28 protein-coding genes and 2 pseudogenes are annotated in these 24,033 nt (G+C 59.0%); 13 read left to right on the top strand and 17 right to left on the bottom strand.

Annotation, left to right across the window (positions count from 1 at the left end):
* Positions 1-40 precede the first annotated feature (40 nt).
* The 4 genes from puuD to JL05_RS18270 are packed head-to-tail and all read left to right on the top strand — an operon-like array spanning position 41 to position 4,161.
* Positions 41-802, top strand: a complete 762-nt coding sequence (gene puuD / locus JL05_RS18255; protein ID WP_004941285.1) for a gamma-glutamyl-gamma-aminobutyrate hydrolase — start codon at positions 41-43, stop codon at positions 800-802.
* Entirely contained in the window at positions 799-1,356 is a 558-nt protein-coding gene (gene puuR / locus JL05_RS18260) for an HTH-type transcriptional regulator PuuR (protein WP_015377636.1), read from the top strand. The genes puuD and puuR overlap by 4 nt, the downstream gene beginning before the upstream one ends.
* 16 nt (positions 1,357-1,372) lie before the next feature.
* Positions 1,373-2,869 (top strand): aldehyde dehydrogenase PuuC, encoded by a 1,497-nt coding sequence (gene puuC, locus JL05_RS18265; protein ID WP_033633264.1) that lies wholly within the window; start codon positions 1,373-1,375, stop codon positions 2,867-2,869.
* Between the two features lie 11 nt (positions 2,870-2,880).
* Positions 2,881-4,161: an NAD(P)/FAD-dependent oxidoreductase gene (locus JL05_RS18270; protein WP_033633265.1), complete on the top strand. Its 1,281-nt coding sequence runs from the start codon at positions 2,881-2,883 to the stop codon at positions 4,159-4,161.
* Positions 4,162-4,204: 43 nt separating this feature from the next.
* On the opposite strand, the gene budC is transcribed toward JL05_RS18270, so the two are convergent.
* The gene (gene budC, locus JL05_RS18275; protein WP_033633266.1) at positions 4,205-4,960 is read right to left on the bottom strand and encodes a meso-2,3-butanediol dehydrogenase; all 756 of its coding nucleotides are present in this window, start codon (positions 4,958-4,960) and stop codon (positions 4,205-4,207) included.
* A gap of 315 nt (positions 4,961-5,275) precedes the next feature.
* On the bottom strand, positions 5,276-5,704 hold the full coding sequence (locus tag JL05_RS18280) for a universal stress protein (protein ID WP_033633267.1): 429 nt from the start codon (positions 5,702-5,704) through the stop codon (positions 5,276-5,278).
* Between the two features lie 279 nt (positions 5,705-5,983).
* On the opposite strand from JL05_RS18280, the gene JL05_RS18285 reads away from it, so the two are divergent.
* Complete coding sequence (locus tag JL05_RS18285; protein ID WP_033633268.1) at positions 5,984-6,601, top strand: LysE family translocator; 618 nt, start codon at positions 5,984-5,986, stop codon at positions 6,599-6,601.
* Here JL05_RS18285 and JL05_RS18290 read toward each other — a convergent pair.
* From JL05_RS18290 to JL05_RS18300, 3 genes are all read right to left on the bottom strand, one after another.
* A complete protein-coding gene (locus tag JL05_RS18290) occupies positions 6,591-7,235 on the bottom strand; it encodes a Qnr family pentapeptide repeat protein (RefSeq protein ID WP_033633269.1) in 645 nt (214 codons plus the stop codon). The genes JL05_RS18285 and JL05_RS18290 overlap by 11 nt on opposite strands.
* A gap of 74 nt (positions 7,236-7,309) precedes the next feature.
* Entirely contained in the window at positions 7,310-8,383 is a 1,074-nt protein-coding gene (locus JL05_RS18295; protein WP_050501281.1) for an SMP-30/gluconolactonase/LRE family protein, read from the bottom strand.
* Between the two features lie 153 nt (positions 8,384-8,536).
* Complete coding sequence (locus tag JL05_RS18300; RefSeq protein WP_004941260.1) at positions 8,537-8,746, bottom strand: hypothetical protein; 210 nt, start codon at positions 8,744-8,746, stop codon at positions 8,537-8,539.
* A gap of 141 nt (positions 8,747-8,887) precedes the next feature.
* On the opposite strand from JL05_RS18300, the gene JL05_RS18305 reads away from it, so the two are divergent.
* The gene (locus JL05_RS18305) at positions 8,888-9,238 is read left to right on the top strand and encodes a GFA family protein (RefSeq protein WP_015377628.1); all 351 of its coding nucleotides are present in this window, start codon (positions 8,888-8,890) and stop codon (positions 9,236-9,238) included.
* A 13-nt stretch (positions 9,239-9,251) separates the two neighbouring features.
* Here JL05_RS18305 and JL05_RS18310 read toward each other — a convergent pair.
* From JL05_RS18310 to JL05_RS18330, 5 genes and pseudogenes are all read right to left on the bottom strand, one after another.
* A pseudogene (locus tag JL05_RS18310) lies at positions 9,252-10,423 on the bottom strand (Gfo/Idh/MocA family protein).
* Between the two features lie 14 nt (positions 10,424-10,437).
* Entirely contained in the window at positions 10,438-11,361 is a 924-nt protein-coding gene (locus JL05_RS18315; protein WP_033633271.1) for a TIM barrel protein, read from the bottom strand.
* A gap of 186 nt (positions 11,362-11,547) precedes the next feature.
* Positions 11,548-12,579, bottom strand: coding sequence for a LacI family DNA-binding transcriptional regulator (locus JL05_RS18320; protein ID WP_033633272.1), 1,032 nt, complete (start codon positions 12,577-12,579; stop codon positions 11,548-11,550).
* A 72-nt stretch (positions 12,580-12,651) separates the two neighbouring features.
* A complete protein-coding gene (locus JL05_RS18325; RefSeq protein WP_033633273.1) occupies positions 12,652-13,068 on the bottom strand; it encodes a DUF2000 domain-containing protein in 417 nt (138 codons plus the stop codon).
* A gap of 98 nt (positions 13,069-13,166) precedes the next feature.
* Positions 13,167-13,625 (bottom strand): hypothetical protein, encoded by a 459-nt coding sequence (locus JL05_RS18330; protein ID WP_015377624.1) that lies wholly within the window; start codon positions 13,623-13,625, stop codon positions 13,167-13,169.
* A 228-nt stretch (positions 13,626-13,853) separates the two neighbouring features.
* Here JL05_RS18330 and JL05_RS18335 point away from each other — a divergent pair, with 228 nt between their 5' ends.
* Positions 13,854-15,062 carry an MFS transporter gene (locus JL05_RS18335; protein WP_033633274.1) on the top strand — a complete coding sequence of 403 codons (1,209 nt, stop codon included), beginning with the start codon at positions 13,854-13,856 and terminating at the stop codon, positions 15,060-15,062.
* On the opposite strand, the gene JL05_RS18340 is transcribed toward JL05_RS18335, so the two are convergent.
* A complete protein-coding gene (locus JL05_RS18340; protein ID WP_033633275.1) occupies positions 15,037-15,939 on the bottom strand; it encodes a LysR family transcriptional regulator in 903 nt (300 codons plus the stop codon). The genes JL05_RS18335 and JL05_RS18340 overlap by 26 nt on opposite strands.
* A 122-nt stretch (positions 15,940-16,061) precedes the next feature.
* On the opposite strand from JL05_RS18340, the gene JL05_RS18345 reads away from it, so the two are divergent.
* Together JL05_RS18345 and JL05_RS18350 are read left to right on the top strand one after the other, a co-directional pair.
* On the top strand, positions 16,062-16,802 hold the full coding sequence (locus JL05_RS18345) for an SDR family NAD(P)-dependent oxidoreductase (protein WP_033633276.1): 741 nt from the start codon (positions 16,062-16,064) through the stop codon (positions 16,800-16,802).
* 17 nt (positions 16,803-16,819) lie between these two features.
* A complete protein-coding gene (locus JL05_RS18350) occupies positions 16,820-17,029 on the top strand; it encodes a tautomerase family protein (protein WP_033633277.1) in 210 nt (69 codons plus the stop codon).
* 85 nt (positions 17,030-17,114) lie between these two features.
* On the opposite strand, the gene JL05_RS25610 is transcribed toward JL05_RS18350, so the two are convergent.
* Positions 17,115-17,252 (bottom strand): hypothetical protein, encoded by a 138-nt coding sequence (locus JL05_RS25610; RefSeq protein WP_004941229.1) that lies wholly within the window; start codon positions 17,250-17,252, stop codon positions 17,115-17,117.
* Between the two features lie 294 nt (positions 17,253-17,546).
* On the opposite strand from JL05_RS25610, the gene JL05_RS18355 reads away from it, so the two are divergent.
* Both JL05_RS18355 and JL05_RS18360 read left to right on the top strand, forming a co-directional pair.
* On the top strand, positions 17,547-18,662 hold the full coding sequence (locus tag JL05_RS18355) for an AI-2E family transporter (protein WP_016928057.1): 1,116 nt from the start codon (positions 17,547-17,549) through the stop codon (positions 18,660-18,662).
* 93 nt (positions 18,663-18,755) lie between these two features.
* Positions 18,756-18,968 (top strand): hypothetical protein, encoded by a 213-nt coding sequence (locus JL05_RS18360; RefSeq protein ID WP_004941224.1) that lies wholly within the window; start codon positions 18,756-18,758, stop codon positions 18,966-18,968.
* Here the strand turns inward: JL05_RS18360 and JL05_RS18365 are convergent.
* Positions 18,965-19,384 (bottom strand): GNAT family N-acetyltransferase, encoded by a 420-nt coding sequence (locus JL05_RS18365; RefSeq protein ID WP_033633278.1) that lies wholly within the window; start codon positions 19,382-19,384, stop codon positions 18,965-18,967. The genes JL05_RS18360 and JL05_RS18365 overlap by 4 nt on opposite strands.
* A gap of 145 nt (positions 19,385-19,529) precedes the next feature.
* Here JL05_RS18365 and JL05_RS18370 point away from each other — a divergent pair, with 145 nt between their 5' ends.
* The gene (locus tag JL05_RS18370; protein ID WP_015377616.1) at positions 19,530-19,820 is read left to right on the top strand and encodes a hypothetical protein; all 291 of its coding nucleotides are present in this window, start codon (positions 19,530-19,532) and stop codon (positions 19,818-19,820) included.
* A gap of 29 nt (positions 19,821-19,849) precedes the next feature.
* Here JL05_RS18370 and JL05_RS18375 read toward each other — a convergent pair whose 3' ends face one another.
* Entirely contained in the window at positions 19,850-20,752 is a 903-nt protein-coding gene (locus JL05_RS18375) for an HNH endonuclease (protein ID WP_015377615.1), read from the bottom strand.
* A 148-nt stretch (positions 20,753-20,900) separates the two neighbouring features.
* Entirely contained in the window at positions 20,901-21,344 is a 444-nt protein-coding gene (gene tolA / locus JL05_RS18380) for a cell envelope integrity protein TolA (RefSeq protein ID WP_033633279.1), read from the bottom strand.
* A 508-nt stretch (positions 21,345-21,852) separates the two neighbouring features.
* Here tolA and uspF point away from each other — a divergent pair.
* A complete protein-coding gene (uspF, locus tag JL05_RS18385) occupies positions 21,853-22,308 on the top strand; it encodes a universal stress protein UspF (protein WP_033633280.1) in 456 nt (151 codons plus the stop codon).
* A gap of 110 nt (positions 22,309-22,418) precedes the next feature.
* On the opposite strand, the pseudogene tnpA reads toward uspF, so the two are convergent.
* Both tnpA and JL05_RS25435 read right to left on the bottom strand, forming a co-directional pair.
* A pseudogene (gene tnpA, locus JL05_RS24970) lies at positions 22,419-22,824 on the bottom strand (IS200/IS605 family transposase).
* A gap of 306 nt (positions 22,825-23,130) precedes the next feature.
* Positions 23,131-23,691: a zinc ribbon domain-containing protein gene (locus JL05_RS25435; protein WP_134942528.1), complete on the bottom strand. Its 561-nt coding sequence runs from the start codon at positions 23,689-23,691 to the stop codon at positions 23,131-23,133.
* Between the last annotated feature and the right edge of the window lie 342 nt (positions 23,692-24,033).

The raw sequence follows: 24,033 nt of genomic DNA on the forward strand, positions 1-24,033 counted from the left end.
AGCTTATCGTTCATAATTTCGAACGTACCAAGGGGATAGCATGGACAATATATTTAACAGACCAGTCATCGGCGTCGTCATGTGCAGGTATAGGTTAAACGGGCACCTCACACAGACCTTGCAAGAAAAGTACCTGAATGCCGTTATCACCGCCGGCGGCTTGCCGATCGCCCTGCCGCACGCGCTGGCGGAGCCGGAAATGCTGGCGGAACTGTTGCCGCGCCTCGACGGCATTTTGCTGCCGGGCAGCCCCAGTAATGTGCAGCCGCACCTTTATGGTGAAAACGGCGATGAGCCTGACGCCGATCCCGGCCGAGACGCGTTGAGCCTGGCGCTGCTTCGCCAGGCGTTCGACAGGCGCATTCCCCTTTTCGCCATTTGCCGCGGCATGCAGGAGATGGTGGTCGCCACCCAAGGCACCCTGCATCGCCGCCTGTACGAACTGCCCGAGCTGCTGGAGCATCGTGAAGATCACGACCTGCCGCTGGAACAGCAATACGCCCCCGCCCATGAAGTCATCGTTCAGGAAGGGGGGCTGCTTTCGCAACTGATACCGGATTGCAACAGATTCTGGGTGAACTCGCTGCACGGCCAGGGCGCCAAAACTCTGGGCGCGAGCGTTCGCATCGAGGCGCATGCCGCCGACGGACTGGTGGAGGCGATCAGCGTGCGCGATCAGCCCTTCGCGCTCGGCGTGCAATGGCACCCGGAGTGGAACAGCGACGAGTACGCCCTGTCGCGCCTGTTGTTTGATGGTTTCATCACCGCCTGTCGGAACTATCAAAAGGAAAAACGCCCATGAGCGACGTCAGCTTGGCACCGGGAAAACGTCTGTCGCAGATCCGTCAACAATTGGGGTTGTCGCAGCGCCGGGTCGCCGAACTGTCTGGGTTAACCCACAGCGCCATCAGTACTATCGAGCAAGATAAGGTCAGCCCGGCCATCAGCACGCTGCAAAAACTGCTGACGGTATACGGTCTGTCGCTGTCGGCGTTTTTCGCCGAGCCGGAAAAACCGGCGCAGCCGCAGATCGTGATAGGCAGTGACGATCTGATCGAAATCGGCAGCCAGGGCGTTTCGATGAAGCTGATCCACAACGGCGATCCGAACCGCACGCTGGCAATGATGATCGAGACCTACGAACCGGGCACCACCACCGGCGAGCGCATCAAACACCAAGGGGAAGAGATCGGCACGCTGCTGGAGGGCGAAGTGGTGCTGCAGGTCAACGGCCAGAGCTATCACCTGCTGGCCGGGCAGAGCTACGCCATCAATACCGGCATTCCCCACAGCTTCAGCAACACGTCGGCGCGCATTTGCCGGATTATCAGCGCCCATACGCCGACGACATTCTGATCCAACGGAGCCAGGCATGAACTTTCACCATTTGCAGTATTGGCAACAACGGGCGCAGGCCCTGAAGATTGAGCACCAGCTGTTTATCGACGGCCGCTACCAGCCGGCCGCCGCGGGGAAGCGTTTCGCCGTGGAAGATCCCGCCGGCCGCCGTGAGCTGGCGCAGGTCGCGCGCGGTGAAGCCGCCGACATCGATCGGGCGGTCAGCGCGGCGCGCGCCGCCTTTGAACGCGGCGACTGGGCGCAGGCCGCGCCGGCGCAACGCAAAGCCACGCTGCTGCGCTTCGCCGATCTGATGGAGCAGCATCACGAAGAGCTGGCGCTGCTGGAAACGCTGGACACCGGCAAACCGATTCGCCACAGCCTGCGCGACGACGTGCCGGGCGCTATCCGCTGCATCCGCTGGTACGCCGAAGCGATCGATAAGGTGTACGGCGAAATCGCCCCCACCGGCCGCGATGCGCTGGCGCTGATCGAGCGCGAACCGATCGGCGTGGTCGGCGCCATCGTGCCCTGGAACTTCCCGCTGCTGCTGGCCTGCTGGAAACTCGGCCCGGCGCTGGCCGCCGGCAACAGCGTGGTGCTCAAACCCTCCGAAAAATCGCCGCTGAGCGCCATCCTGCTCGGCAAACTGGCGCAACAGGCCGGGTTGCCGGACGGCGTGCTGAACGTGGTGCCCGGCTATGGCCACGACGCCGGCAAGGCGCTGGCGCTGCACCGCGACGTCGATGCCCTCACCTTTACCGGCTCTACGCTGGTGGCGAAACAGCTGATGATTTACGCCGGCGAATCGAACATGAAACGCGTCTGGCTGGAGGCCGGCGGCAAAAGCGCCAACATCGTCTTCGCCGACTGCCCGGATCTGGATCAGGCCGCCCGCAGCGCCGCCGCCGGCATCTTCTACAATCAGGGTCAGGTGTGCATCGCCGGCACTCGCCTGCTGGTCGAGGCGAGCATTCAGCAAGCGTTCCTGCAGGCGCTGCGCAAACATGCGGCGGCCTTCATCCCCGGCGACCCACTCGATCCCGCCACGGTGATGGGCACGCTGATCGACAGCGGCCACTGCGAGAAAGTGGCCGGCTATATCGAGCGGGGGCTGAGCCAGGGCGCCGCACTGTTCCTCGACGGGCGCGACCATCCACAGGGCGACCACGCCGGCTATCTGGGGCCGACCATCCTCACCCAGGTGGACAATGCCATGAGCGTGGCGCGCGATGAAATCTTCGGCCCGGTGTTGGCGGTGACCGCCTTCGACGACGAGCAACAGGCGCTGCAACTGGCCAACGACAGCGACTACGGCCTCGGCGCCGCGGTCTGGACCCGCGATCTGGCGCGGGCGCACCGCATGGCGCGCCAGCTGAAAGCCGGCACAGTGTTCGTCAACAACTACAACGACGGCGACATGACCGTGCCGTTCGGCGGCTATAAGCAGAGCGGCAACGGCCGCGACAAATCGCTGCATGCGCTGGACAAATTCACCGAATTGAAAACCACCTGGATCTCGCTGGAATAAGGGCTTACATCATGACTGAACACGTAAAAAGCTATTATGCGGCCACGGCCAACGCTCATCAGCCCTATCCGCAACTGAATGAATCGATCGAATGCGACGTCTGCGTGATCGGCGGCGGCTATACCGGCCTCTCCTCCGCGCTGTTCCTGGTGGAAGCCGGTTACGACGTGGTGGTGTTGGAAGCGGCGCGCATCGGTTTCGGCGCCAGCGGCCGCAACGGCGGCCAGTTGGTCAACTCTTACAGCCGCGACATCGATGTGATTGAAGAGCGTTACGGCGCGGAAAGCGCCCGCCTGCTCGGCAGCATGATGTTTGAAGGCGCGGAGATCATTCGCAGCCGCATCAGCCGCTACGCCATCGACTGCGACTACCGCCCCGGCGGCATCTTCGCCGCGCTGAACAACAAGCAGTTTCATGCGCTGATCGAGCAAAAGCGCAACTGGGAGCGCTACGGCAATACCCAGCTCGAGCTGCTCGATGCGGACCGGGTGCGCCAGGAGGTCGCCAGCGATCGCTACGTCGGCGCGCTGCTCGATCACAGCGGCGGCCACATCCATCCGCTCAATCTGGCGCTGGGCGAGGCCGAGGCGATTCGCCTGCAGGGCGGGCGCATCTTCGAGCAATCGGCGGTGACGAACATCCGCCACGGCGAACCGGCGCTCATCAGCACCGCCAACGGCCAGGTGAAGGCGCGCTTCGTCATCGTCGCCGGCAACGCCTACCTGGGCGATAAGCTGGAGCCGCGGCTGGCCAAACGCAGCATGCCGTGCGGCACTCAGGTGGTGACCACCGAACCGCTGGCGCCGGAGATCGCGCAGGCGCTGATCCCGCAGAACTACTGCGTGGAAGACTGCAATTACCTGCTGGATTACTACCGCATCACCGCCGATCATCGCCTGCTGTACGGCGGCGGCGTGGTGTACGGCGCGCGCGATCCGGACGACATCGACAACCTGATCCGGCCAAAGCTGCTGAAGACCTTCCCGCAGCTGAAAGGGGTGCGTATCGACTATCGTTGGACCGGCAACTTCCTGCTGACGCTGTCGCGCATGCCGCAGTTCGGCCGGCTGGAGAATAACGTGTACTACATGCAGGGCTACAGCGGCCACGGCGTGACCTGCACCCATCTGGCGGGCAAGCTGATCGCCGAGCTGATGCGCGGCGACGCCGAACGCTTCGACGCCTTCGCCAAGCTGCCGCACCTGCCGTTCTTCGGCGGGCGCAACCTGCAGATCCCGTTCACCGCCATCGGCGCGGCCTACTACACGCTGCGCGACCGCATCGGCGTCTAAAACAGCAGGCCCGGTCATCCTGACCGGGCCTGTGCGTTAACGCTTAGACGATCTTCGGTTGGCCGTCCGAGGCGGTCGCCCCGCCATCGACCGGAATATTGGCGCCATTGATAAAGCTGGCGTCGTCGCTGGCCAGGAACGCCATCACCGCCGCCACTTCTTCCGGCTCCGCCGCGCGCCCCAGCGCGATGCGCTCATTGAACTTATCGCGGATCTCCTGCGGCCAGCCGTTGGTCATGTTGGTTTTGACCAGGCTCGGGCAGACTGAGTTGATGCGCACGCCGTCACCGCCGTGATCGAGCGCCATGGCGCGCGTCAGGTTGACCACCGCGCCTTTCGCCGCGCAGTAATAGGCCGCGCCCCAGTCACCGCCCAGGCCGGACACCGACGCGGTATTGACGATGCAGCCCTTGGTCTTCAGCAGGTGCGGCAAGGCGAATTTGGAGCAGAACACCACGCCGTCAATATCAACCCCGGCGATGCGACGCCAGTCGTCGACGCTGGTTTCCAGCACGCTGCCCGCCACGTGCACGCCGGCATTGTTCAGCAGGACGTCGATGCGGCCCAGTTTTTCCACCACCTCGTTCATCATTTTTTCAACCGCGACGTGATCGGACACATCGATATGCACCGCCATCGCCCGGCCCTTCGGCAGCGAAGCGGCGACCTTGTCCACCGCTTCCTTGGCCCAGTCGGCCAGCACCACAATGGCGCCCTCGGCGGAGAAACGCCGCGCCGCCGCTTCCCCCATGCCATTGCCCGCACCAGTGATAACCACGACTTTATTGTCAAAACGCATGAGACCTCCTCCATGTGAACGTATTTATATAAGTCATACAAATCTCATTACCCCGAGGATAAGACGCCTCTTCGCGGAGAGCCAGTCAAAACGTGCGGTTTATTAACCAAAAAGAGGTATGGCAGTGATTTCAATGCGCTGGATTAACCTTTATCGGATTTTGGCCAACATATTGATGGAGAAAATAAAATTCCAGGCAGTCACTATTTTTCGTGCGGATTGTCAGCAAGCGAAATTATTGCAGGTATGCGGTTATCTTCACCCAGAGATAAGCGATGCGAATGGAAAACGGCAGCCGCCCGCAGGCGGCCGCGACTATTTTTTCTCGATGGGAACAACCAGCAGATCAACGTTCAGCTCGTTGATCGCCTGACGCGCCGAAGAGACCAGTCGGCTCCAGACATCATGATGATGGCCGAAGATCACCAGATCGAACCCTTTTTCCTTCGCCACCCGGTTCAGCTCTTCCGTCAACGCGCCGCGGCTGACGATCACCTCTTCCACCGGATACGACGACTGCCCTTTGATCGCATTGAGCATATTCTTCACCCGCTCCGAAAAGGTGCGATCGGTGTAGTTGTAATCGCCCACGCCCAGATCGACGTAATAGCCGGCGCGGTGGATGTCGATATAGATCAGGGAAAGTTTGGCATTGAGCGCGGCGGCCAGTCTGGCGCCCTTGCCCAGCAGGAACTCGGCGTCTTCGCTGAGATCCGTGGCGACAACGATATGCCGGTAAGCCATGATGGCGGCCCTCCTCGTCAGATCCGTAAACAGGATGGCGCTCCTTGCCGCATGTTTCTTATGCATCTTAAGTTTAGCCCAGCGCCGGTTCCCTCGCCTGCCCCCTCGGCAAACGGTCGACGAGCGCCATCGCCTCGGTGTCCCAGACATTCACCGGAATGTGCCGCATGCGTAATTCTTCCCGGCCGTCATCGGAGCGGCGGCGCGATCGGTCGGGTGGATTCTGTGCGGGATTCGTTATAAAACTAACGGTACTCTTGTTGTAACAGGCAATCTTCCATGATCGATATGTCCGCCGTACTCGCCGTTTTCACCGTGTATATTGTCGGCGTGGTGATCCCCGGCCCCAATTTCGTCGCTGTCGCTCACAAAGCCGTTTCAGCACGCCGGACAGAGGCGTTTGCCTTGGTGGCCGGCATCGTGCTGGTCAATCTGTTCTGGGCGAGCAGCGCCCTTCTTGGCATCGGCGTGGTTTTCGCCCTGTTCCCCTGGTTGGCTATGGCGATTAAAATCGCCGGCGCCGGCTATTTAATGTGGTTCGGCTATCGGCTTATCGCCCAGGCGGCGCCCTCTTCCGGCACCCCTGCGGCCACCGGAAAAAGCGGTTTTCGCGCCGCCTTTCTACAGGGTATTGCCACCAACATCGCCAACCCCAAATCCATTGCGTTTTACGCCGCCGTCTTCTCATCAGCGGCGCCCAGCCATGTTTCTACACCGACTTTCCTCGCCATGCTGCTGGAGGTCGCGGTGATAGCCAGCTTGTGGTACGGGCTGGTGGCGCTGGTATTGTCGCACGCGCCTGTCGCCGGCGCCTACCGCCGCAGCAAGGCTTGGATCGATCGCGCCTGCGGCACCTTGATCATCGCACTGGGACTGCGGCAGTTACTCAGCCGATGATCGCGATCCCCAGCCGCTCCAGCAGTTGAGCGGCCTGGTGACTGTCCATTTTAACGCCCTGCAGAGCGGTGGTGCGTAAATCCAACTCGCCCAGTTCCGCGTTGCTCAAATCACATTGGGTGACATCGGCGGCGCGCCAGTCGAAACCGGAGAATTCACCGCCGGACAGATCGGAACCGCTGAAACTGGCGCCGAGCACCTGCGCCCCGTGCCAGCGGTTTTCCCACAGCTCGCATTTCTCCAGCACCACCTTGGCGAAGTTGGCATAGCTCAGGTTGCTTTTGGTGATATAGGCGCTGCAAAACCAGGTGCGGCTGGTGATCATGTTCATAAAGCTGGCGCCGCGAAAATCGGCGCCCTGCGCGCGGCATTCGCGGATCTCCACCCCCAGCGCGCTGGCATGGCGGAAATCGGCCATCGACAAATCGCAGCTTCTGAAGCTGGCGTCTTTCAGGATCGCGCGGCTGAAATTACCGCCCTGTCGGCTGTCGCGATCGTAAAACTGGCAGCCGATAAACTCGGTGCCGGTCAAATCGGCGCCTGAAAAATCGCACAGCATAAAGCTGCCGTTTTCAATTTTTTCGCCGGTAAAGCGGTTACGGTCAATCTTTTCACCCTTCAACATCAGACTCATCGCAGCACACCTGTTTATTTATACAGTCAGTGCGCATTTAATCCTATTCCGGCGCGGTTGGCAATCGTCGTCGATCAGCGGCCATCCGCTGCGGCCGGCTCGAACGTCACCTTGACGATACTGAACGTCTTGGTACTTTCCGCCTGAGCGACGTCGGCAAACAGCCGGGGGTAACGGGAGTTGACGACCCACACCTCGCCATCGCGCAGCGCGGCGCCGGTCGGCCCATCCAATCCCGGCGGTGCGGCGACCGCGGCGACACGCGCACTCGCCCAGCCGTCGGTCGAGGAGAGCAGCGTCACGTCACCGGACATGCTCCCCTTTTCACCCGGAAAAGACTGTACGATCACCAATTCATGGGCGTTTTTGAGCCGCAACCCGTCCGGCCCTTTTAAGCGTTGCGGCAACCTGATTGCACTTACCGCAGGCGCGTTATCCAGCGTCACCTTCCACAGCAGCCCGCGGGTGTAGTCCGCCGCAATCAGGAAGCCGTCCGGGTGATACACGACGCCATTGAGATAGGGCCGCGTGCCCTGCGCAGCGGCGGGTGCGTCTGCCGGCATCAAGCGCGCTGAGCGCACCAAAATCGACACCTGGTGCGTTGCCCGATCAATCTTGTAAATCTGCGGCTGGAAGCTGTCGGTGACGTAGATATTGCCCTGCGCGTCGAGCGTCAGATCGTTGGCCAGCGTCGGCCCATGGCTTAGCGATGAAAGGTCGTACGTCTGCTGCAGCACGCCGGTATCGAGATTGAACTCCAGCACCTGCGCCACGCGATTGCGCGTGCCGGCGGCAGAGTTGCGGGACACGCCCACGTCTTCGTTGCACACCAGCACCCGGTTGCGTTCGGCGTCCACCAGCATGCCGGAGGTGGTGATAAGCCCCTTGCCGGTGGAAAACCGCCGATAGCGGCCATCCGGGTAGACCAGGCCAAGCTGCCCGCCGCGCAGGGAGGAGATAAGGAACGCACCGGCGCGTGCATTCCAGGCAATGCCCTCAGGGTAGGCGCCGGCGGGGTCCGGTGAAAACTCGATGCGTTGCGTGGCCTGCGCCTGCATAACGCCGCAGAGCAACAGCGCAGCGCCGGCCAACTGGGTGACGCATCGGCGGCACGGCAATAAGAAAGAAAAGAAGCTGAAGCGGAACATGAGCATGACCCTGATGAGGACTCGGATCGCTAGAGTAGGATCGCGCCGCTCGTGGCACCAGCCGGGAAAAAGGCAATGCGCCACTAAAAAAATCGCAGTAATCGGCGCAAAAAAAAACCGCCCGATACGGGCGGTTGACGTGACGGCGAACCGTTACTTCAGGGCTTCCTGAATGGCGTCGGCCATCGGACCGATGTGCTTCTCCGCCGCCTTCAGCTGGAAGTCCACGCCGTTGCCATCGTTGGTGTCTGACAGCGTGGCCTTGATCAGTTCCAGCGCCGCCTGCACCGCCACCAGCCGTTTGTGCTGTTCGTCCGTGACCGGTTCGGCGCCCATATTGGCCGGATAGTAATGTTCTAACATCGCGATCTCCTTTTGATGACGTTAACCTCTAACCTACCAGAAAACCGTGCATTTACTAAGGAAACCAGACCGGGTGCGGCCGAGTGACGATAAATTGCACTATACTGGGCAAACACCCTCCCCTGTTACAGGATCATCGCCATGTCATTCCAGGGAAGCTGCCACTGCGGCGCCGTCACCTTCTCCGTAGACGCCGAACTGCCGACCGAAGCCCTCAGCTGCAACTGCTCGATCTGCCGCCGCAAAGGCCTGCTGCTGTCTTTCTTTCCCATCAGCGCGTTCACGCTCAGCAGCGGCCAAGACCAGCTCAGCACCTACACCTTCAATCAGCACAAGATCCGCCATCAGTTCTGCCGAGTCTGCGGCGCCCAGCCCTTTGCCTACGGCACCGCGCCGGACGGCGCCGCGATGTGCGCCGTCAATCTGCGCTGCGTGCCTGACGTCGCGCTCGATGCGTTACAGATCCACAGCTACGACGGGGCCAGCGTCTGAGCGAATCGCGCGCTCAGTCGAAGGCGACCCAGCCGGCGTCGGTTTCGGCGGATTGCACGCAGCGCGCCACCCACTTCACGCCCAGCGCGCCGGCCTGCACGTCCGGGTACCAGAAGTCGGCCAGGAAGGCCGCGTCGCGCCGATCGGTGGCGTCCATCGCCAGCGCGAAGCGGCGGTAGAGATTCGACCAGGCTTCAAACAGCCCCTCCGCATGGCCGCCGCCGATGCGATCGTCCGCCAGCGCCGACGCGGCGAGATACGGCATACCGCGCTCCAGGATCCGCACCGGCTCGCCCTGCACTTCGAAGCGCAGCTGATTGGGTTGTTCATCCCACCACTCCAGGCTGGCCTTTTCACCGACAATGCGCACCTTTTGGCCGTGCATCGAACCGCAGTTGACCGCCGAAGCCCACACGGAGCCGATGGCGCCGTTGTGATACTCCATCAGCACATAGGCGTTGTCCTCCAACGGCGCGCGCGACGGCACAAAGCTTTGTCGGCTGCAGATCAGCCGCCGGATCTTCAGCTGCGGCGCCATGGTTTCCGCCAGGAACAGCGTGTGGGTCGCCAGATCGCCCAGCACATAGCTGGGGCCGACAAAGCGCGGATCGACCCGCCAGCGAGTGCTGGGATTATCCTGCTCCACCGCCGCGGCGTGAAAGCCGTGGGCGAACTGCATATTCACCAGCCGAATTTCCCCCAGCCGGCCATCGGCAATCATCTGCCGCGCCTGCAAAATCATCTGGTGCCCGGCATAGCCGTAGGTCACGCCGATGACTTTGCGCTGCCGCTCGCACAGCGCCGCCAGCGCCTGCGCCTCTTCGACGCTGAAACACAGCGGCTTCTCGCACACCACGTGCAATCCCGCCTCCAGCGCCGCCCGGCAAATGGCGTAATGGGTGTTGTTCGGCGTGGCGATCGAGACCGCTTCGATGCCGTCCGCCCGCGCGGCTTCGGCGCGGAACATCTCGGCATAATCCGCATAACAGCGCTCCGCCGCCACGCCCAGACTCCGGCCAAAATCACGCCCGCGTTCGGCGTCAATGTCGAACGCGCCGGCCAACAGAGTAAACGCGCCGTCGCGCAAGGCCGCCGAACGGTGGATGTAACCAATCTGGCTGGTGCCGCCGCCGCCGACCATGCCCAGCGCAACGATCTCGCCAAAGGTTTGCTGCCGTTGATCATCGTGTTTCTCCTGGTTAAAAGCCGAGGCCGCGCAAGTAGCGCAAGCTGGCGGTGACGTCCTGCAGGCTGCCCTGCACATTGCGCGGATCGCGCTCCTGCTCGATAGTGATCCAACCCCGGTAACCGCGCTCGGCCAACAGCGCGCGCAGCTGCGGATAATCGATCGCCCCGCTGCCCAACGGGCACATGACGCCCTCAGCGCAGGCGGTGAAAAAATCGACGCCGCGCGCCAGCACCTCGCGGAACACCTGCGGATCGACGTCTTTGAAGTGCAGATAATCAAGACGTTCAAAGTGCTTGCTCAGCCAGGCAGCCGGGTCCAGCCCGGCGTAATACAGATGGCCGGTATCCAGGCACAATCCGGCGGTGTGATGCGGAATGTCCGCCGCCAACCGGTCGATTTCGTCGGCGAACTCGATACAGCCGCCGGCGTGCGGATGCACCACCGGCCGCACGCCGTATTCCCGCCAGGCCAGTTCGCTGATGCGCGTAATGTGCCCGATCATCCTCTGCCACTCCGCCTGCGACAAACGCGGTGCTAAATCTGAACGCCCGGCGAATCTGGCGCGTTGCGGATTGCCGAAATCGATAATTACCAGGAACGGCGGCGCGGCGCGATCGCCCTCGCTCGGCTCTGCCCTGGGCGCCCGCGAGAGGTTGCGGCAAATCCGATGCGTCAGATCCAGCAGGCGCTCAATGTTCGCCTCGCTGACCAGATCGTCAAAAATCGTGCCGGCCACCAGCGACAGACGATGCTGCTCCAGCGCGGCGCACAGCGCCTCGCTCTGCGTCGGCAGATAGCCCCACGGCCCCAGCTCGATGCTGCGGTAGCCGGCCGCCGACGCTTCTTGCAGAACCGTGGCGTAGGGCGGCAAATGGGGGTTGTTCGGATCATCTACGCCCCAACTGCAGGGCGCATTGGCGATAGGCAAAGTCATGGCGACGGCTCCTTTTTTGCAGGGAATGCCGGCAGTATCAAACAAAAATTCCAAAACCATCAATAATGAAAATTTTATTTTTTGATAGAGATCGCGCTATTTTTGATAAAATATTTGATGGTTTTTAATCAAATATAGGCGGCGCCTGGTTGCGCGCTGCTCTCGGCAACCACCACTCATCGGCCGTCAGAGGTTTTCTTTGGTGATCACATCGAAGCGATTAATGATGTGCCGTAATCCCGGTTGTTCATCGGCGGCGAGCAACGTCTCGACGATCGTGGCGGCCAATTCGGGAATGCGGTGGCACAGCAGCAGATCCACCGTGCCGTCGAGCAGCGCCATTTCACCGCCCTGCACCGGGCCGTGGCACACCAGCGTGATGTCGCGCTGCCGGCCGCTCTCTCGCAACGCCTGAATAATGCCCTCCACACCGCCGCTCGGCGCGTACAGCGCCGCCAGCTCCGGGTGGCTCGCCAGCAGTTCACGCGTGACCCGGCGCGCCGTTTCCGCGTCCTCGAGGCTGCGCACCGGCTCCAGCACACGCTGGCCGCTCATCTGCTCACGCAGGTAGGAGCGGAAACCGATCTCGCAGGCCTCCTGACACGTAAAACGGTTGTCGCCGATGATCACGCCGACGTCGCCCTGCCGCCGGCACAGACGATCCACCGCCCAGCCGGCGGTGCGGCCCGCTTTTTGATTATCCAGACCGATGTAGCCGGCGCGGCTGGGCACCGATAAATCCGACAGCAGCGCGAAAACGTTGATGCCCGCCTGGGCGGCTTCTTCTACGGCATAGTGGATCAGGGGGTGATCCAGCGCCAACACGCCGATCGCTTCCACCTGGCGGCTCAATTGGCTAATGGCGGCGGCGGTGTCGCCGATGGCATTGAGAGAGTGAAAGATAAACTGCGGCGGCTGACCCGGCTCATGATACGGCGCCGCTTGCGCCATCAGTTCATCAGCCAGTTGCGCATAGAAAGAGTGTTCGCGCCGCAGCAGGATGAACCCCATTCTCAGGCGGCGTTCCGGCCTGCCCAGCACCGCCGACAGGCAGTGGGACTTCTCCAACGCGAACCCCAACTTTTTCGCCGCCTCAATCACCCGGCGCTGGGTGACGGGCCGCACCGACGCGCGTTGGTTGATCACCCGATCGACGGTGGCGATGCCGACCCGCGCCTCTCTGGCGATGGCCGCCATGGTGGTTTTCTTGCCGCTCATGTTCATCTCCATCAACGATTTGATGGAAAAATATCATAGCCGTTGCCGCCCCTGATGTGATGCCGTTCGCGATTAACGGTAGACGGAGAACTTCTTGGTGAGCGGCTTAAGCTGTTCAGTGTCGCCGTAGAGCGCCACCGCCACGAAATCCAACTGCTCGTAAGGGGTATTGGCGGTGTCGGCGATCTGCTGCTCGGCGGAGTGCGACAGCATGGTGGTGGTGAAGAAGTTGGACAGCACGCCCTCCTCCTTGCATTTGAGGATCAGGTTGCTGAGCTGGCTGCTGTTTTTAGCCTGCAGGATGACGATCGGGTAGTGGCTCATATTGGCGCTGATGCCGTCGAGGCTGCTCGGATAGTGGTGAAACTCGCGCTGCTCGATAAGATCGGTGATGCCCGCCGTCAGATGGCAGGAGGCGTTAAACAGCGTGGCCGGTTCGTGATTGCGGTTGAGGATGATATAAAACTTTTTCTCGTTGTCGCTGTACATACTCTTCTCCTTGAATAGACAGCCAGTTTTACCCAACCGGCGCACGGTTTCAAGGCGCGATAAGGGGCCGCGTCCGGCCCCGTGATAGCACTGCCGGCTCAGACCGCGCCTTCGCCAGGCCCCAGCGGCTGGGCCACCTGATGCAGCACGGTGATGTTCTGCAAAATAGTGCCGCCGTCGATCGGTTTCATCTGGCCGTCGCGATCTTTATAGTGCGTCGGCTTGGCGCCGTGGAAGAACAGCCCGGCGTTGACCTGCACGCCCAGATAGCCCGCGCTGGCCGGCAGGCGCTGCACGTCGGTCCAGGGGTTAGAAACCGGCACATACTGGAAGCCTGCGCTGGTCTTGGCATACAGCGGGCGCAACAGCGTGACAAAGGCCATCATCGGCGACAGCGCCTCTGTAAAGATCTGCACCGGCCGATCGACCGTCATCAAGAAACCCTGCGGCTGCTCCTCAACCGTGTCGAGGCTCAGGCTGCTGCTGATATCATCGCCCCGGCCGCCATAGCTCCATTCAATGGCCGGCGCCCTACTCTCGTTCATCATCTCTGACATACACTGCTCCTTATAAAGTGAATTCAACACGCCTGCTGCGTGCCGGAACAGTAAACCGCTGCAGGGGGGCGAGCGTCCACGCCGGGCGGCACGCTGGCGCACCAAACAACGAGGCGCGCAAATTAAAGCTCGAAATGAATAATTTTCCCACGTGACAGCGCAGCATTTGAACGACTTCTGTCGTAGCGCAGACGCATAGTGAGGGCGTTACCGCCACTGGAGAGTGTTATGACTGCGATTAGACCGGACGCCATCGACCGCATTTCCCCCGCCGCCACGCCCTGGCTGGCCGTCATCAACGTGCTGTTCGCCGGCATCGCCGCAGCACTGCACGTGGGCAAGGCCACCATCGCGCTGCCGGCGCTGCAGGCCGAGTTCGGCCGCTCGCTGGAGGCGCTCAGCTGGGTCATTTCGGCCTTTCCCTTCGTCGGAGTGTTCGGCGGCATCGCCGCCGGGCTGCTGGTGCGCCGCTGGGGCGACCGGCGCCTGCTGGCGTTCGGGCTGCTGATCATCAGCGCCGCCAGCTTCGCCGGCACCACGCTGCACGACTTCAGCGGGCTGATCGTCAGCCGCTTTGTCGAAGGCCTCGGCTTCGTGATCGTAGTGGTTGCCTCGCCGGCGGTGCTGAACCGCATCGTCGCCCCGGCACAGCGCAACCTGGTGTTCGGCATCTGGAGCACCTTCATGCCGGCGGGCATCGCCATTTCACTGTTTTTCGGCCCCCATCTGGCCGACTGGCAGCAGAGCTGGCAGGCCGGTGCGGCGTTGACGCTGCTGGCCGCCCTGCTGCTGCCGCTGACCACGTCCCGCCGCGCCGCCAAGGCGCACGTTCCGCCGTTGCCGCTGCGACAAGCGCTGGGCGCGATGCTGCGGGCACGCCAGCCGCTGTTGCTGGCGCTGATGTTCACCGCTTACAACCTGCAGTTTTTCTCGGTAATGACCTTTTTGCCGATCTTTCTGATGCAGCGCATCGGCCTGTCGCTGGCGGCCGCCGGCGGCATCAGCGCGGCGGCGGTGGCGGCCAACATCATCGGCAACCTCGCCGCCGGCGTGCTGCTGTCGCGCGGGCTGCCCGCCAGAACGCTGCTCGCCGCCACCAGCCTGTTGATCGGGGTCTTCGGCGTCGGCATTTTCCTGCCGATGACGCCCAACGGCTTGCTGATCCCGCTGTGTTTCCTGTTCTGCGCCATCGCCGGCATACTGCCCGCCACCATTCTGGCCGCCACGCCGGCGGCGACGCCGGAACCGACGCTGCTGCCGCTGAGCCTCGGGCTGGTGATGCAGGGAAACTACCTCGGCCAGGTGATCGGCCCGGTCGCGCTGAGCGCCATCGTGGCCGCAGCCGGCTGGGCGGCCCCGGCGTGGCTGGTGCTGGCTGCGGCGGTGTCTGGAGCGGTATTGGCGCTGGCGGCTACGCTTGCGTCAGGAAATCGATGAATTTCCGCACCTTCAGCGGGACAAAGCGCGCATAGGGGTAAAGCAGGATGAAGGGACGCGAGGCGCCGGCATAATCTTTCAATACCTCGACCAGCGCCCCGCTGCTCAACTCTTGTTCGACGGTAAAGCGATACACCTGCATCAGTCCGGCGCCGCTTTTCACCAGCGTCAGCGTAGCGAGGTAATCTTCCTGGCAAAGCCAGCGCCCGGCAGTATCCACGTTGCTGTTTTCGCCCTGAACCTTAAACGTCCAGGCGGTTTTTCTGCCGGTGCTGGGCAACGCATACTGAATGCAATCGTGCCGGGCCAGATCCGCCGGCGTGAGCGGCGCAGGGTGGCGTTGCAAATAGCCCGGCGTCGCCACCACGATCAGTTCAGCCTCCTCCAGACGCCGCGCCACCAGGCCGGAGTCGTTCAGCTCGCTGCCGCGAATGGCGACGTCGAATTTATCTTCGGAGAAATCGATATTCTGATTGCTGACGTGCAGATTCAGCTTGAGATCGGGATAGCGTTGCGCAAACTCGGGCAAACGCGGCAACAGCCTAAAATGAGCGTACAGCGTCGGCGCGCTGATGCTGAGCGTGCCCACCGGTTTGTCCCGTTCGCCGGAAATGCTCGCCTCGGCCTCCATCAGCTGGCTCAGCGCCCGGCGACATTCCAGGTAATAACGCTGGCCGGCATCCGTGACGCGCATCTGGCGCGTGGTGCGGATAAACAGCTTCGCCTGCAATCGCGTCTCCAGGCGCGCGACCGAGCGGCTGACCGCCGCAGGGGTTATCCCGGCGGCATTGGCCGCTGCGGTGAAGCTGCCGGTTTCTACCGTCAGGCAAAACAGCTCAATGCTGCCCACCTGAACGTCGTCAAAATGGCGTTGCATGTCTCTCCCTGCCAATTCATTACATAAGGTATAAATTAAAGTTCTTTCCCCCTCATTTTTCAATCATCAGGTATGGATTACCGTTCACGTACGATCAATCCCTATCCTGTCGAGGAGAGAAAATGAGCAAAGTAAAAACGGTCATCGTCACGGGCGCATCGAGCGGCTTGGGCTTCGCCATCGCGCAAGCCTACCTGGCGCGCGGCTATCAGGTTGTCGCAAACGCCCGTTCGCTTGTACGGCTGCAGGCGGCGGCGGACAAACTCGGCCGCCCGGCCAATCTGCTGCTGGCGCCGGGAGACATCGCGCTGCCGGAAACCGCCGAACGGTTGTTCAGCCTGGCGATACAGGCTTTTGGTCAGGTAGATATTCTCATCAATAACGCCGGTATATTTATCGCCAAGCCGATCGCCGACTATACGCCGGAGGAGGTCGACGCGATGGTGGCAACCAATCTGAAAGGCTTCTTCTACCCGGCGCAGGCCGCCGCCCGGCATATGCAGCAACGCGGCGCCGGCCACATCGTCGCCATCACCGCGTCGATCGCCATGCAGCCCAACAGCAAAGTGCCCGCTTTGCTGCCGGTGCTGATTAAAGGCGGCCTTAACCACGCCGTGCGCGAGCTGGCATTGGAGTTAGCGCCGCACAACGTGATGGTCAACGCCGTGGCGCCCGGCATCATCGCCACGCCGATGCATCAAAATGATGAACAGAGCCTGGCGCAGATGCGGCAACTGGCTCCAACCGGCCGCGTCGGCCAGCCGCAGGACATCGTCGATGCGGTGCTGTATCTGACCGATGCCAATTTCGTTACCGGCGCGGCGCTCGCGGTTGACGGCGGCGCCACCGCCGGCGTCTGGTGAAACCGGGGAGAAACGCCATGCCATACGTCAACATTAAAGTGACCGACGAAGGGGTCAGCGCCGCGCAAAAGCGCATGCTGATCGAAGGAGCCACCACGCTGCTGGAGCGGGTGCTGAATAAGCCACGCCACACCACTTTCGTGGTGATTGACGAGGTAGCCACCGACAACTGGGGCGTCGGCGGAGAGAGCGTCACCGCCCTGCGCGCCAAAGAACGAGGCGAATGACGGGTGATTTATTCTGGGGATCCAGTGTCGTAGGGTACAGCCGCTAGTTATCGTTATCGGGTCTGCGTGGTGAGATCAATCACGCTCAGCGCGAAGGATAAGGCCAGTGATGGTCCAGACCCGATAATGACAAGGCGCCGGTCGCGGCAAGATAAACCAGCACGCCGGCGAAAGCGATCAGCAGCACCTTTTCGATAACGGCAAGTCGTTTGTGTTCAGTCATTTGCATACTCCTTCGTGGTATCGGGCGAACGGCCGCCCTCCTAAAAACTAGGAAAGCCTGGCGCAGGCGGCAAGCGCGGCTCACAAAATGAAACACAATCGATAAATTTTGTTAATTATTTAGCCCTCTTTCTTTTCTCACGCCGCCGCCTGTTCACCGTGCGGCGCCCGCCTTGCCCTTAATAACCCTATGGAATACGCCACTAAAAATCCCCTACCGGTTAAGCAAAGGTGATGATAGTGTTGTTTTCATTCAGTTCATCTATGCTGAAAATTCATCTTTTGAGGGACGACTATGATGTCTAAAGGCATTTCCAAGGGATTCTTTATTCTGATCCTGTTCATCGTTACCGCCGCTTTTCTCGACGTGCTGGGGCCTTATTACTCCTCGGTGCTGTGGGCGGTTATTCTGGCGGTGATTTTCCATCCGGTGAAAAAGAAGTTGAAGCAGTACGTCGGCGAACGCAACGGCGTGGTGTCGCTGCTGACGGTGGCGCTGATTTGCCTGATCGTGTTCACGCCGTTGGCGATCATCGCCTCGTCGCTGGCGATGGAATTCAACGTGATCTACACCAAGCTGCAGACCAACAACAGCCAATTGCCGACCATGCTGGCGGACTTTATGCGCCACCTGCCCGGCTGGGCGCAGCGCTTCCTGGCGGAGCATAACCTCAACAGCGCCGCCGAGATCCAAAAGCAGCTTTCCGAGGTGGCGCTCAAGGGCGGGCAATATCTGGCGGGCAGCGTGTTCCTGATCGGCAAGGGCACCTTCAACTTCGTCGTCGGCTTCGGCGTGATGCTCTATCTGCTGTTCTTCCTGCTGAAAGACGGCCCCTATCTGGTGAACCTGGCGCTCGAAGCGCTGCCGCTCTCCCAGCACGTGAAACACCACCTGTTCGTGAAGTTCGCCGCCGTTTCCCGCGCCACCGTCAAGGGCACGGTGGTGGTCGCCGTGGTGCAAGGCGCGCTCGGCGGGCTGGCGTTTTACTTTACCGGCATCGACGGCAGCCTGCTGTGGGGCGCGCTGATGGCATTCCTGTCGATCATCCCGGCCGTGGGCTCCGCCATCATCTGGGTGCCGGCGGTGATCTACTTCTTCGCCACCGGCATGCTGTGGAAAGGCATCTTCCTAGTGGTGTTCTTCGTGGTGGTGATCGGCCTGGTGGACAACATCCTGCGCCCGCTGCTGGTGGGCAAAGACACCAAAATGCCGGACTACCTGATCCTGATCTCCACCCTGGGCGGCATGGAGATCTACGGCATCAACGGCTTCGTCATCGGCCCCTTGATCGCCGCGCTGTTCATCGCCTGCTGGAACATCCTGTCCGGCCGCGACAGCGAGGAGAACATCGAAGAGATCGACGAAGAATTTATCGAGGAAGGCAAAAACCATCCCGACGCGGTGGAGTAAACCTCCCGCAGCGAATCACGCAGGGGCCCGTTTGGGCCCCTTTTTTTGTCTGTGGTATCCTTGCCAGGCTCACAAGGAAGAACGGGTTTCGTTATGCTTATTTTCTACGCCACGCTGGCCATCGCCTTCACCCTGCTGTGCCTGCTGGCCTTTATCTCTTGCGCTTACCAGCTTTCGAAGCACGGCGACGTCAAATTTTTGGCCTCGCTTTCGGTGCTGATCTTCGCGCTGCTGGCCTTCTATGCCGCTTATGGCTACGTCAGCACCTGGCTGCAACAGCAGGCGGTCGATGTCCGACTGTATTAGCGCAGCGGGGTAAAAAAGACCTGCTCCGGATCGCCGTCATCGAGATTGTCAATCTGGCCGCTGGCGACAAATCCGGCGTTCAGCAGCAGCCGCTGCATCGGCAGGTTGGAACGATTGGTGGAAGTGAACAGCTTCGGGTGTCGGCAATGGGACTTCAATGCCGTAATCAACGCCTGCCCGACGCCCCGGCGGCGATAGCGCTCGCCGACCATCAGCATCTCGATAAAGCCGCAGCCGAAGAAGTGATAGTGCAGCACACCGTATCCCATCACCACGTCCTGTTCCTCGGCAAGATAGCAATCCCCCTGCCCGCACCAGGCGCGGATCTGCGCCGCACGCTGCGGTTCGTGTTCGGCGACGCTGTCGAGGGCGATCAGGGCTGCGACATCGCTGTCAGTGGCCTGGCGAACAAACATGTTTTAATCCTCATGCTGATGGATACGGCGACACCGCTTCAACGAAACGGCAACCGAAGCGGGATAATTTTTACATCCCCGCCGAATTTTGTAATCCTATTATAGAGTTACTAAAACACACGCCAAGGAAGGAAAGCTTTTCCCGATGAGCATACCGCAAATACCCGCCGCCCTGCTGTTTACCCTGCTGCTGGCGGGCTGCCAGTTCCACAAAACCGTGTTCCCGCCGCCGTATATCGGCACCCCGCAAGAGATCAGCACCTACGAAGTGAAAGGGCTGACGTTCGTCACCACCGTCACCTTCAGCGGCCTGTTCGCCGAAGATCTGGTGCGCGAATACGCACAGAAACATCACTATCGCTACTATGTGGTCACGATGCGCAGCAACGGTTTTAAAGACCGAAGCGAGCGCGTGAGCGCGATGATGTATCGGTAAGAGCCCCGGTCCTGATTTGCAAACCTGCATCAGGGTTCTACTTCAAAACCCCATCTCGCTCGATGCCGCCGCAGGTAAGCTCTGTTCTTTTCAGACAACCCGCTAATGTTCGCATCCAGCGGGATCTTTAACTCATCTAACAAGCTGCTCTTCGTCTGTGGATACAGCAGACGTCCATCATCGGCAAAACTAATCGTGCCGCGATCGAACAGCTTGTCCAGATTGGGGATTAACGGCAGACCATTGTGCGGATCCACTTTCTCTTCTGGGGTCGCAATCGACCAGGCAACGATGTGAGAGGCAATGAGAATGGACGGCTCAGCAATCCCCGTGACGGCGCACCGATTTCCCCACCGCTTAAACATTTTATCGCGATAGGGACCATGCCCAATCCGCGCCTGAATCACCCTTTCTTGCTCACCACCGACCTCTCTGGTGATTTCGACGGTATCCGCATGGAGGTTGATAGAGAGATTTTCCGAGATAAAACCGGCGATCAACGCGGCTGCCGGCGCGGGGATCTCGCACATATAGTTTTCGGTGCATCCGCCTTTCTTATTAAAAACGCGCGGAAGGCAAGCCTGGTTGTGCATGCGTATGAACGCCTGATTAAAAAGGGAAACATCAATAGGGAGTTCAAGACGCGTCAGTTCCAAATCGACTTGGGTACCCGCAATATGCGGCGGTCCCGCGACCCGATGCTCAGGCCGCGGTGCAGAGTAAGCATCGCGTACCGCTGTCGCCACGCCGATAATCTTCCTACCTTTGTGGCAAAAAATCAGGTCACCCTCTTTGACTTTTTTGACCGTTTCCCACCCGGCAGGTTTAAACATGTTCCCAGTCTTATTTATTCCATATTGCGGCGCCCATAGGAATTCGCCCTTCAAAACTTCCGCGACGCTGCCACCGATGTTGACCCAGAAAAAACGCATGGCCACTCTTTTATAATCAGGAGTTTTAAGGGTTATCGTCACCATTCATCAAGGGCTTTAGTGATTTTCACCCATTAACGCAGGGTGACGGCAATAAAAAATCCCGGCCTTGACCGGGATAGCGTTGCACGGAAACAGTGTTGTTTATTCACTGCGGGCGAAATTCCAACGTGCTGCTTTTGACCGCTTCGTAAACCGCGGCCGTTGGCGGCTTAGGCAGACGCGCATTGGCGATTGCTTTGATCGCGGCCTGGCAAAGTTCCGGTTCCCCTTGTTCAGCCCGAATGCTGATCAGCATACCATCCGGCGCCAGCTTGATGCTCAATGTGCAACGCTTGCCTGAGTAGGCTTCGGCATCTTTCAAATGGCTTTGAATCGCGGCCTGCAACTGGGCGATATAGTGTTCTTTCTCTTTTCCCGGCGCCGGCTTCTTTGGGTCGCCAAGGTTGGTGAAAAGATCGTCAACCTCTTTATTTACCGGATCGGTTTGGCTGGGGGCCGTGCTCTTGGCACACCCCGTTAATGCCAGCGCGGTCATCGCCGCCAATACTGTGGCAACGCCGGTTTTATAGCCTGAATGCGTTCTTTTCATATCCCTGTCCTTATGGATAATTCTCAGTAGTGAAATCAGTTGACGCTGGGCCACGCAAAGAGCCCCGGCCAATACGTTATACAGGATCAATATACACCGCAACTGACCTTAAAACTTTCGCCAGGGGCTGTGAAGTCCGTCACTACACCAGCAGTGACGCACCAATTTTTGACAGAATAACGTATGAATAGACAGCGGCGGCATACACGTTTTCACTCATCCTTTGTAAGCACTACACATAAATTTCAACACGGTCTTTTGGCTCACAATGCTGAGATAAACCGGATCGCTGGATGCCATGTTCACGAACACCCAGCTGGTTACGCCGTCACATGCCTTTAACGGCCAGAATCAGCCGCTTCTAATCAATTGCCACAACAACGGTTTCTGCATACTTTCCCTGTTGGCGGTCAATTTCTTTGGTTCTGCCATACCGATCGCCGTTTTCTCGGCGTTAAGCAGCTATAATCCAAAAAGTGGAGTTTTTTGAAAACGATAAGGAGGGTGTATGTACAAAACTATTTTGGTTCCCGTGGATATTACCGAACCGGAATTAACACAGCAGGTCATCCCGCATGTCAACGCGCTCGCCAGGCTCGAAGACTCCCACGTCCATTTCCTGGCGGTGATCCCGTCGCGCGCCACCTATGCCGCTTTCGGCTTTGCCGCCACGGCGGCGATAGAAACCAAAGACGAAATCATTGCGGTAGCAACCGAGGGGCTGGCAAAAGCGGCCAAAGAATTCAGCGTGCCTGAAGATAGAGTGACCACGCACGTTGCCGTCGGCGATCCTAAAGATCAGATCCTGGAGCTCGCCGATGCGCTCAACGCGGAGATTATCGTGATGGGTTCCAACCGCCCTTCTGCGATCACTTATCTCCTCGGCTCCAATGCCACCGCCGTCGTCCGCCACGCCAATTGCCCTGTGCTGGTGGTGCGTGAATCGGCTAACGCCGCGCGGTGATCTTGTCCGATACCTTGTGCATTCGGACAGTAGACAGTCAAAGACCACCTCCTGAGGAGGTGGCTTTACATGAAGCCCCTTAAAAGGGGGCAATATTCGAGTTAATCCTGCTACAATTCCATCTGCTGTTCGATCTCCTGGTCTCTTTCATCCTGATGCTTTACGTATCTCTGATAATTTCCTCGTTTATCCTTACCGTATTCCCTTGCCCCAAAATGGTTGCCTCGCAGCTTCTTGCGTATGTGCGGAAAACGACTGTAAAGGCGGATTGCACTGCATCCTTTTAGGACGTCCATCAACGTATAAGTCGATAACTTCGGTGGGACAAATGCTCGTGAGTTGGTGAATATTTAGCTCCAAAACCTCACAGACCTTCATGTTGCAGAGGATGGAAATTGTTCAATAGAGCTCTTTCCCCACCTTGTCGCAAAGTATTTGAAGTCGATACTTCGGCGTCCAGACTTGGTGGTATTTGCAACGACAGAACACATGTGATGAACTCTTGTATAAACCCATATTGGTAATTTCCAGCTTACTAGTGGTGAGTAAGCTGGAATATACCGGCATGGGTTTCCTTCAGACTATAGCCTCCCAAGAATAATTGCCCCCCAGCTTTCCAGCATAAATTTTTGTAAATCAGGTAGAATTGCAGCAAGGGCTTTTAATGTTTAAATTGGACTTCCGGAGAATAAACGGTAAACTCTCCCAGCCCCCGTTTTCAGAACACCTTAGAGGCAAATTCATTTAATTTCAGGAATCTTAAAAGGCATACTCGCCCCATAAAAAAACCGCGCATGGCGCGGCTTTCTTGTCGAATAAGTTTTATTTAGCAAGCCAGTATTTTAACCTTTTTACAAACTCATCTTGAACAGCTTTAGGGAGTTTGTATTTAATGTATGTGATATCTGATTGATGCTCACCAAAAATATAAGAATCACGACTTGAATTTGATATTGATTTGATTTTATTAGCTAATTTCATCACCTCACTGTCATTTAGTGTTGAACTATCATCTTCTGATAGCAATAAATTATGATCAAATCCATAAAATGAGAACTTGTTTTCTTTCTGTACTTTCAACTGAACCGATACATCACTACCGCAATGCTTGCATTTTATTGCTTCAGGATTTATTTCTTCAGCACAGAACGGGCATTTTACATATACATTGGTTGCCTTAGACGACGATTTCCCAAAGATGATCATCAAAATGGCGCAAATAGAAATAACTGATGATATCAGCAAGTGATTCTGTTTAGATGCGATCAAACCAATGTTATTGACACGTTCACCATACCCAGTAAAAACATAGGTGTCCATGTTAAAAGCTATCAGCAGCCAAACGACACCTACTGCCAGCAATAAAAAACCAAACTCTCTCATTTAATCCTTTTCCTATAGAATAATAATCCCCTTTAATGTTAACAGTTGAAGTCAAGAAGTTCACCCGTTAAAACGCAAAATCGTGATTGTTCGTTCCTGCCAATATCACTCGTAAGGGACACGATTACTTAGCTGACCGTACATGTGATGGAGCATCACGCCCCCAGCGAGTGCGCACCGGCATGGTTCAGTTCATCCGCTCTCACTGACATTATGATGACGTCGCCGATCAGCAACTTTCCTGAGATCAGTACAAATCCAGCCTCCGCACAGCGTGCCATGTAAAGGTTTTCACCACGATTCCATCAGCCGTCTGTCCGGGAATAATGAGGTAACTCTCCC

Origin of the sequence: Serratia nematodiphila DZ0503SBS1 (genome assembly GCF_000738675.1) — a bacterium.
GTDB lineage: Bacteria > Pseudomonadota > Gammaproteobacteria > Enterobacterales > Enterobacteriaceae > Serratia > Serratia nematodiphila.